The sequence below is a fragment of the Kitasatospora sp. NPDC051914 genome, assembly GCF_040680995.1.
In the GTDB taxonomy this organism is placed as follows: Bacteria; Actinomycetota; Actinomycetes; order Streptomycetales; family Streptomycetaceae; genus Kitasatospora.
This window is the reverse complement of the sequence record NZ_JBFAXX010000125.1, coordinates 1-8,910: the sequence shown is the minus strand read 5'-3', so window position 1 is coordinate 8,910 and position 8,910 is coordinate 1. Positions and strand designations below refer to the sequence as shown.

The following is an 8,910-nucleotide window of genomic DNA, read 5'->3' as shown; positions in this document are numbered from 1 at the left end:
GGGGCTCGCGCGCGGGGGGGGTGGGGCCGGGGTGGCGGTCGGGGCGTAGGGGGGGGGGGGGGGGGCGTGGGCCTCGGGTCGGCGGGGGCCCCGGCGCCCGGGTTCCACCGAGGAACGTCCCCTCCCGAATTGGAGAAGAATGTGAAGGACATCCGCAGGGCTCTCGCACTGGCCGCCGCCGCCGGCGCTCTCGTGCTCGGCTCGGCAGGCGTGGCCAACGCAGACGCGAACGCCGTCGGCACGGCCAGCAACTCCCCGGGCCTCCTGTCCGGCAACGTCGTCCAGATCCCGGTCCACGTTCCCGTCAGCGCCTGCGGGAACAGCATCGACCTGGCCGGTCTGCTCAACCCGACTTCCGGCAACGTCTGCACCAACAGCTGAGCCTGCGCGCACGGGTGCCCCCGGCGCGGACCCTCACGGGCCGCACCGGGGGCACCGCCGTACGGCAGTCGACAGCCCGTCAGGCCTGCGCCTCGATCTGCTGGACGACGTGCTCGCACAGCTCGTGGGTGCGCAGCGCGTCCCGCGCGGAGATCACCTTGCCGGCCCGGACGGACTCCAGGAACGACAGCACGACCTGCTCGATGCCGCGCTGCCGGGCGACGGACACCCAGTCGCCGCGACGCCGGACGGTCGGCTGGCCGCGGAAGTCGACGATCTCGGAGAGGTTGATGACGGACCGCTTGGAGTCGCCGCCGGAGACCTCCAGCACCTCCTCGGTGGCGCCGCTCATCCGGTTCATGATGCCGAGCGCGGTGAAGCCCTCACCGGCGAGGGTGAGCACCACGTGCTCCATCAGGCCGTCCCGGCTGCGGGAGCGGACGTCCACGTGCTCGATCTCGCCCGGCACCAGGAAGCGCAGCGTGTCCACGACGTGGATGAAGTCGTCGAAGACGGCGGAGCGCGCCGCCTCCGGCAGCCCCTCGCGGTGCTTCTGAAGGACGATCAGGTCGCGCGGCCGCTCCAGGGCGAGCAGGTAGCCGGGGGCGTGCCGGCGGTTGAAGCCGACCAGCAGCGACCGGCCGACCTGCTCGGCGAGGTCGACCAGGCGGCGGGCGCCGTCCAGGGTGTGGTCGAGCGGCTTGTCCACGTACACGTCGATGCCGGCGGTGAGCAGCTGCTCGACGATCGGGACGTGCTGGTCGGTGGCGGCGTGCACGAAGGCGGCCCGCACACCGCTGTCGATGAGTTCGCCGAGGCCGGTGTAGCGGTGCTCGATCCGGTAGGCGTCGCCGAGGCGGTCCAGCTTCGCGCGGTCGCGGGTCATCAGCCGCAGGTCGAGTCCGGGCTGGGCGGTGAGCACCGGGAGATAGGCCTTCTGCGCGATGTCGCCGAGGCCGATCACCGCCACCGGAAGGGCGGCAGGGTCGGAGTGGAGGTCGTGACTCACTGGGGCGCTCCTGCTGAGGGTGTGGTGGCCCGTGCTGGTGGCCGCGGGCCTGGCCGCCCAGCAGCATATGCCAGCATCATCGCTGAGCAGTGCGGATACCGAACATCGGGACGACGGCCCGTCAGATCCGGGCGGCCCCGGGACGGGCCCACCACGGCGAGGTCCCGGGGCCGTTCGGGAGAGGATGGCGGCATGGGTGAGCACGCAGCAGGACCGGTGGTCTCGTCGTGGCGGCGGATCGACGCCTGGCTGGCGGTGCACGCGCCGGCGGCGTTGGCGGCGCTCCGTCCGCCGGTGGCCGCCGAGGAGTTGGAGGCGGCGCAGCGGGTGGTCGGTGTGCCGTTCCCCGCCGAGCTGCGTGAGTCGTTGAGCTGCCACGACGGCGCGGGCGCGTGGACGGGCCTGCTGCCGGAGCAGTCGCCGCTCGGGGCGGCAGGCATCGCGGAGCACTGGCGGATGCGCCTGGAGATCGCGTCGGACAACGACGGACTGGTGGTGCGTCCCTGGGACGACGAACCCTGGTGGCACCCGCTGTGGGTGCCCTGGGCCGAGAGCGCCGACGGCGGCGTCCAGGTGATCGACCTGCGCCCCGGTCACGCGTCGGGGCGGCTGGGTCGGGCCGGCCACTCCGGCGGTGGCGACTTCTCCGATGCCTGGCCGGGCCTGGCCGAGTATCTGCACGAGGTGTCCCGCGCCCTGTGGCACGGCGGTGGCGTCCGCGGGACGTACCCCTACCTGACTGCGGACGGCGACCTGTGGTGGGACTTCGGCGGGGGCTGCCCGTCCGTGGACGGCGAGCCGCTCACTCCGGCCCCGGTGGGACTCGGGTGAGCGGTCGGCGGGTCACTGGCTGTCGAGGCTGCGGGCCGTCGTGGTGAGGGCGGTCAGCACCGGGGCGATCAGGGGGTGCTGTTCGGCGCCGGCGCGGACGGCGGCGAAGACCTTGCGGGTGGCGAGTTCGGTGTCGACCGGGCGGACGGCCACCGCGGAGAGGTCGGCGCCGCGCAGCGCCGAGCGGGGCACCAGGGCCACCCCGGCGCCCGCGGAGGCGAGTGCGACCACGGCCCGGAAGTCGTCCGAGGAGTGCACCAGCCGCGGCTGGAAACCGGCGTGCTCGCAGGCCAGCAGCACCACGTCGTGGCAGGGGTTGCCGGGGTAGGGGCCGATCCACGGCTCGGCGGCGAGGTCGGCGACCGCGACCGGGCCCTCCCCCGCCGCCAGCGGGTGCCCGAGCGGGATCACCGCACGGAACGGCTCGGCGTACAGCGGGACGCGGGTCAGCCGCTGGTCGTCGGCGCGCGGCGCACCGCGGTACTCGACCGCAACGGCCAGGTCGGCCTGCCCGTCCAGCAGCATCGGCAGGCTGGCGTCGCCCTCGGCGTCCAGCACCCGCAGGCGGACGCCGGGTGCGGTCGCGGCGAGCTCGGTGATCGCGGGCGCCAGCACCAGCGCGATGCCGGTGGCGAAGGCGGCGACGGTGACCTCCCCGGCGACCCCGGCGCTGTACGCGGCCAGGTCGGCCTCGGCCCGCTCCAGCTGGGCGAGGACCGCGTCCGCGTGGCCGAGCAGGATCTCGCCGGCCGCGGTCAGCCGCACCCCGCGGCCGTCGCGGGCCAGCAGGTTGTGGCCGGTCTCCTGTTCCAGGGCGGCCAGCTGCTGCGAGACGGCGGAGGGGGTGAGGTACAGCGCGGCCGCGGCGGCCGTCACGGTGCGGTGGTCGGCCACGGCCCGCAGGGTCCGCAGCCGTCGTGCGTCGATCACGGGGTCAATTCTGCCAGCGGGCCGGAGCGCTCCGTTCCGCGCCGAACGGGCCCGGCGGCACGCCGACCGAGCAGGACCGTCAGGGGTCGCCGCGGCGCTCGATCCGCTCCGGCTGCGGGGCGTCCGGCACCGCCGGTCCGGCAGCGGGCGGTGCCTGCGGCTGCGGCTGCGGCTCGCGGGCGCGTTTCGGCCGTACGGCGGTGCGGTCGAGCAGTCGGCGGCCGGTGAGCACGTACTGCACCAGGCAGCCGGCGAGGACGACGGCGACACCCCCGGCGGCGTCCAGCACCCAGTGGTTGGCGGTGGCGACCACCACGGCCAGGGTGGCCACCGGGTAGAGCACGGCGAGGCCCCGCACCCAGCGGCGGCGGGTGGCGGCGATGACCGCGACCGTGCACCAGAACGCCCAGGCGCAGTGCAACGAGGGCATCGCCGCGTACTGGTTGGTCAGCGCGGTGAGCGCCCCGAGCGGCGCGGTGTCCGGCCCGCCGTACGGGCTGTCGCGCAGGCCGAGGCCCGGGGTGAGCCGCGGTGGTGCCAGCGGGTAGCCCCAGAAGCCGAGCAGGGCGAGGCCGGTCGCGGTGAACAGCACCGTGCGGCTGGTCCGGTAGCGGCGCGGGTGCCGCAGGTAGAGCCAGCTCAGCACGGCCAGCGGCCCGATCAGGTGGAGGGTCTTGTAGTACTGCAGGGAGGCGTCCAGCACGCCGTCGGTGCGCAGCACCCAGCTGTTGACCGTCTTCTCGACGTCGAGCTGCAGGAACTGCTCCGCCCGGTAGACGTCTCGGGCGTGGTCGACCGCGGCGCCGGTCCGGTTCGGTGCGGCGTTGCGGATGCGGGTGTAGATGCCGTAGCCGACCTGGATGAACAGCAGCTCCATCAGCAGGTTGGGCCGGCTCACCGGCCGCAGCGTGGCGGGCAGCAGCGGCAGCCGCCGGAGGCCGAAGGGGTGGTGCGGGGTCGGCGCCGGTGTCCGGTGCAGGGACCACTGGGGGTCGGTGGTGCGGCGGAAGGCGAGCACGGCGGCGGCCGCGGCGGCGATCAGCGGGGCGGCGCCGCGCAGCAGGAAGGTGGTGACCGGTTCGATCTCGGGGTCCAGCATGCTGCTGGACAGCAGGGCGACGGTGACGGCGACCACCGGCCACAGGGCGCGGTCCTCGGGGCGGCGGCCGAGCCGGCCGACCGCGGCGGCGAGCAGCCAGCCGAATTCGGCCGGCCCGGTCAGCGGGGAGACCACCACGGCCGCGCAGCCGACCACGCCGGCGGCGAGCAGCCGCTGCCCGTCGGCGGTGTACGACGCGGCGCGGCGCACGCCGGCCGTGGCGACGAGGACGCCCGCCGCCAGGCAGACGGCGAGCAGCAGCGGCCCGCGCAGGCCGAGCCGGAGCAGCAGGCCGAGCGCGGACTGGTTGTCGGGGCCGACGGCGATCAGCGGATCGACCAGCTGGCGCCAGCTGCGGGCGGTCTCCGCCGGGCGGGCGGCCCAGGCCGCGGTGTTCAGGGCGAGCGCGAGGACGACGGCGTTCAGTGCTCGGCGGCGTTCCCGCAGGCACACCAGGAGCACGGCGAACAGGGCGAGCGCCGGTTCGAGGGCGATCGCCGTACCGAGGGCGACTCCGCCGCCGGGGCGGCCGCGGGCCAGCAGTTCGGAGGCCGCCAGCGCCAGGCAGGCCAGGCCGAGCACGGCGTCGACGGGCTGGCCGCGCAGGTCGGCGCTGAGCAGCATCGCGCCGGCCGCGGCCGTGCCCACCGCCCCGGGGTACGGGAGGCCCGGCGGGGGGTCGCGGGCGAGCAGCAGACCGATCACGGCCACCGAGGCGAGCGCCACCACCAGCAGCACCACGCGGGTCCCGGTGGCGTACCACCCGCCGAGGCCGGTCGCGGCGAGGTCGGCGACGGGGCTCGGCCGGCCGACGGGCTCCGCGAGGGCGTCCCAGGTGACCGGTGCACAGACGCCGAGGACGACGAGGAGGGCGGTGAGAGCGGCGAGGACGGCCGCCGAGGGGAGGCGGCGGGGCGCGGGCACGGCGGGCACCGGTGACATCCGCTGCTCCTCTCGCCGCGTCCCGTCCCCCACCCTGCTGACTCTCCGGCGGCGGCGGACGGCCCGCATCCCGTGGAGTGCCGCCCGGGTGGCGCAGCGGGCCTCCGGCCGTGGCCACCAGGGGCGCCCGTACGACAGCCGTGCGAAAACGCCGCCGGCCCGGCTGGGGAAGGCCGGGCCGACGGCGGAGCGGGGCCGGGGGGTGCCCCGCAAGGGTGGGCGCGGTGAGGGTAGGGCCGCGCCCGGGAGGGGTGGTTCGGAGTGCCGCTACTCGCCGAGCGCCGCGCGGGCGTCGACGAAGGCCGCGACGGCGCGCTCGACGTCCTCGGTCGAGTGGGCGGCCGAGAGCTGCACGCGGATGCGGGCCTGGCCGTGCGGCACGACCGGGTAGGAGAAGCCGATCACGTACACGCCGCGCTCCAGCAGCAGCTCGGCGAGCCGGCCCGCCTTCGCCGCGTCGCCGATCATGACCGGGGCGATGGCGTGCTCGCCCGGCAGGACCTCGAAGCCGGCCTCGGTCATCTTGGTGCGGAACAGGTGGGTGTTGGCCGCCAGGCGCTCGCGGAGGTCGCCGGACTGCTCCAGCAGGTCGAGCACGGTCAGCGAGGCGGCCGCGATCACCGGGGCGAGCGAGTTGGAGAACAGGTACGGGCGGGAACGCTGGCGCAGCAGGGCGACGATCTCGCGGCGGGCGGCGACGTAGCCGCCGGACGCGCCGCCGAGGGCCTTGCCGAGGGTGCCGGTGATGATGTCGACGCGGTCCATCACACCGTGCAGCTCGGGGGTGCCGCGGCCGGTCGGGCCGACGAAGCCCACCGCGTGCGAGTCGTCGACCATGACCATCGCGTCGTAGCGGTCGGCGAGGTCGCAGATCTCGCGCAGCGGGGCGATGTAGCCGTCCATGGAGAACACGCCGTCGGTGACGATCAGCCGGCGACGGGCGTCCTGGGTGGCCTTGAGCTGCTGCTCCAGGTCGGCGAGGTCGCGGTTGGCGTAGCGGTGGCGGCGGGCCTTGGAGAGGCGGATGCCGTCGATGATGGAGGCGTGGTTGAGGGCGTCCGAGATGACCGCGTCGCGCTCGTCCAGCAGGGTCTCGAAGACGCCGCCGTTGGCGTCGAAGCAGGAGGAGTAGAGGATCGTGTCCTCCTGGCCGAGGAAGTGCGAGAGGCGCTCCTCGAGCTGCTTGTGCACGTCCTGGGTGCCGCAGATGAAGCGGACGGAGGCCATGCCGTAGCCCCAGCGGTCCAGGGCGTCCTTGGCGGCGGCGACCACGGCCGGGTGGTCGGCGAGGCCCAGGTAGTTGTTCGCGCAGAAGTTCAGCACCTCGCCGGGGCGGCCGCCCGCGGTGACGGTGACCGAGGCGCTCTGCGGGGTGCCGATGACGCGCTCGGGCTTGAAGAGGCCGGCCTCGCGGATCTCGTCGAGGGTGGCGGCGAGGTCCTCGCGCACGTTGTCGAACACGGGTGGTGTCTCCCTAGGCGGTGTGTCGCTGACGGTGTGTCGGACCGTCCGGTGGGGGACGGTCCGGTGCCGGACGGAGCGGGCGGGACGGTCTCAGGCGGTCCAGTCCAGGATGATCTTGCCGCAGTTGCCGCTGGCGGCCTCGTCGAAGGCCTCCGCGAAGTCGGCGGCGGCGTAGCGGCCGGTGATCACCGGGGTGAGGTCCAGGCCGCCCTCCAGCAGGACGGACATCGCGTACCAGGTCTCGAACATCTCGCGGCCGTAGATGCCCTTGATGGTGATCATCGAGGTGACGATCGACGCCCAGTCGACCGGGAACTCGTCGGCGGGCAGGCCCAGCATGGCGATCCTGCCGCCGTGCGTCATGTTGGCGATCATCGAGCGCATCGCCTCGGGGCGGCCGGACATCTCCAGGCCGACGTCGAAGCCCTCGCGCAGGCCGAGCTGCTGCTGGCCCTCCTCGATGGTGTGCTGCGAGACGTCCAGGGCCAGGGTCACGCCGACCTTGCGGGCGAGGTCCAGGCGGTACGAGGAGACGTCGGTGATCATCACGTTGCGGGCACCGGCGTGCCGGGCGACGGCGGCGGCCATGATGCCGATCGGGCCCGCGCCGGTGATCAGCACGTCCTCGCCGACCAGCGGGAAGGACAGCGCCGTGTGCACGGCGTTGCCGAACGGGTCGAAGATCGCGGCGACGTCCAGGTCGACCGGCACCCGGTGCACCCACACGTTGGAGGCGGGCAGCGCCACGTACTCGGCGAAGGCGCCGTTGCGGCCCACGCCCAGGCCCACCGTGTTGCGGCACAGGTGGCGGCGGCCGGCCAGGCAGTTGCGGCACTTGCCGCAGACCAGGTGGCCCTCGCCGCTCACCAGGTCGCCCACCTCGATGTCGGCGACGGCCGCGCCGACCGCGGCGACCTCGCCGACGAACTCGTGGCCGAGGACCAGCGGGGTCTTGATGCTCTGCTGCGCCCAGCCGTCCCAGGAGCGGATGTGCAGGTCGGTACCGCAGATGCCGGTGCGGAGCACCTTGATCAGCACGTCCCCGGGGCCGATCTCCGGCATGGGGACGTCCATCAGCCAGAGCCCGGGCTCGGCCTTCTGCTTGACGAGTGCCTTCACGGCGAGCGCTCCTGACGCACGGTGGAACGGGAGCCCGGCGGTGCAACCCCTGCCCCGCCGGGCACAGTGAAATCTGCCCGGTCGGGGCGGGTGCGGTCCATCGAGGAATTCTTAAGGGGGGTCGCAGCTGGGCTGAACGATCGTCCCCGAGCACCCTCCGCCGCACGCCCCGGCGACCCCCGCGGCATGCCGACTGCCACCCGTACGGGCTACGCCGACCGGCCTGGTCAGTGCCGGTGCGCCCGGTGGAGGTCGCGCAGCAGGGCGATCTCGGCGCCGTGGTGGAGCAGCTCCTGGTTGACCCACCAGACGATCTCCAGGAACGGCTCCTCCGGGTCGCTGCCGTACGGGTAGCTGCTGTGTCCGACCGTGTCGAGCGCCGCGTCGTCCGCACCGACCAGCGCCTCCCGCCAGGCCTTCACGGCAGTGCCGAAGGCGGCGACCGCCCCAACGGCATCCCCGGCGACGGGGTGCTCGTCCCTGGTGAGGGTGCGGCCGCCGACCGTGTACTCAGCGCGGAGCACCAGTAGCTCGGTGAGGTGGCTCAGGCGCCAGGCGATCGTGGTGAAGGGCGCCGGCGAGGGCGGCTCCGCCAGGGCATCGCGACCCCAGTCACCGGCTCCGGTCAGGAACTCCGCCTGTGGCCCCGGCCCGTCCGAGCGCCGCCGCACCGAGAGGCAGCCGGGTACCGGCTCCCAGAAGTACTCCTCGTCGGTCATCGGGGTGACCTCGACGTTTGTGCCGTTGCCGCTGTCGACGACCGGGCCGATCATGCGATCGGCAAGACGCTTGGCCGCGAAGTCGAACTGCCGCAGCAGGGGGATCGTGCGGGGTGGTGTCGTCATGGCTGCTCCCTCGTGGAGTCCCGGGCCTTCCGGAGTCCCGGGACTTGTGGGCGGTTCCCATCTGCCGTCCGCACCCTGCCACGACAGGCGTCGCGGCCACACGCCATTTTCAACTGGCTTTGTTCGCGACTCGTGGTTCTGGCCCAACTTTTGTGGAGATGCGCCGACCGGGCTTCTGCCTGTCTCATGACAAGCCCCTGACCTGCAGGTTCCCAGTGTGATTCGGCCTCGGACACCGAGCTTCGACTCGACACCACAGAAGTTGTGCCAGAGCCCGAGTTGGCTCTGGC

At 74.0% G+C, this 8,910-nt stretch carries 8 protein-coding genes; 2 read left to right on the top strand and 6 right to left on the bottom strand.

All coding sequences use genetic code 11. The annotated features are described in order from the left end of the window. Positions 1–129 precede the first annotated feature (129 nt). Positions 130–381 (top strand): chaplin, encoded by a 252-nt coding sequence (locus AB0M03_RS38705; RefSeq protein WP_363501204.1) that lies wholly within the window; start codon positions 130–132, stop codon positions 379–381. A 79-nt stretch (positions 382–460) separates the two neighbouring features. Here AB0M03_RS38705 and AB0M03_RS38700 read toward each other — a convergent pair whose 3' ends face one another. Then, complete coding sequence (locus tag AB0M03_RS38700) at positions 461–1,390, bottom strand: Gfo/Idh/MocA family oxidoreductase (protein WP_363501201.1); 930 nt, start codon at positions 1,388–1,390, stop codon at positions 461–463. A 192-nt stretch (positions 1,391–1,582) separates the two neighbouring features. Here AB0M03_RS38700 and AB0M03_RS38695 point away from each other — a divergent pair, with 192 nt between their 5' ends. Further along, the gene (locus AB0M03_RS38695) at positions 1,583–2,221 is read left to right on the top strand and encodes an SMI1/KNR4 family protein (RefSeq protein ID WP_363501199.1); all 639 of its coding nucleotides are present in this window, start codon (positions 1,583–1,585) and stop codon (positions 2,219–2,221) included. A gap of 12 nt (positions 2,222–2,233) precedes the next feature. Here the strand turns inward: AB0M03_RS38695 and AB0M03_RS38690 are convergent, their stop codons facing one another. From AB0M03_RS38690 to AB0M03_RS38670, 5 genes are all read right to left on the bottom strand, one after another. After that, positions 2,234–3,151 carry a LysR family transcriptional regulator gene (locus AB0M03_RS38690; RefSeq protein WP_363501196.1) on the bottom strand — a complete coding sequence of 306 codons (918 nt, stop codon included), beginning with the start codon at positions 3,149–3,151 and terminating at the stop codon, positions 2,234–2,236. 79 nt (positions 3,152–3,230) lie between these two features. After that, positions 3,231–5,192 (bottom strand): phosphatase PAP2 family protein, encoded by a 1,962-nt coding sequence (locus AB0M03_RS38685; RefSeq protein WP_363501193.1) that lies wholly within the window; start codon positions 5,190–5,192, stop codon positions 3,231–3,233. A 267-nt stretch (positions 5,193–5,459) separates the two neighbouring features. Further along, positions 5,460–6,653 (bottom strand): glycine C-acetyltransferase, encoded by a 1,194-nt coding sequence (locus AB0M03_RS38680; protein ID WP_363501190.1) that lies wholly within the window; start codon positions 6,651–6,653, stop codon positions 5,460–5,462. A 93-nt stretch (positions 6,654–6,746) separates the two neighbouring features. Next, positions 6,747–7,775: an L-threonine 3-dehydrogenase gene (gene tdh / locus AB0M03_RS38675; RefSeq protein WP_363501187.1), complete on the bottom strand. Its 1,029-nt coding sequence runs from the start codon at positions 7,773–7,775 to the stop codon at positions 6,747–6,749. Positions 7,776–8,002: 227 nt separating this feature from the next. Next, positions 8,003–8,620: a DinB family protein gene (locus AB0M03_RS38670; protein ID WP_363501184.1), complete on the bottom strand. Its 618-nt coding sequence runs from the start codon at positions 8,618–8,620 to the stop codon at positions 8,003–8,005. Positions 8,621–8,910 lie beyond the last annotated feature (290 nt).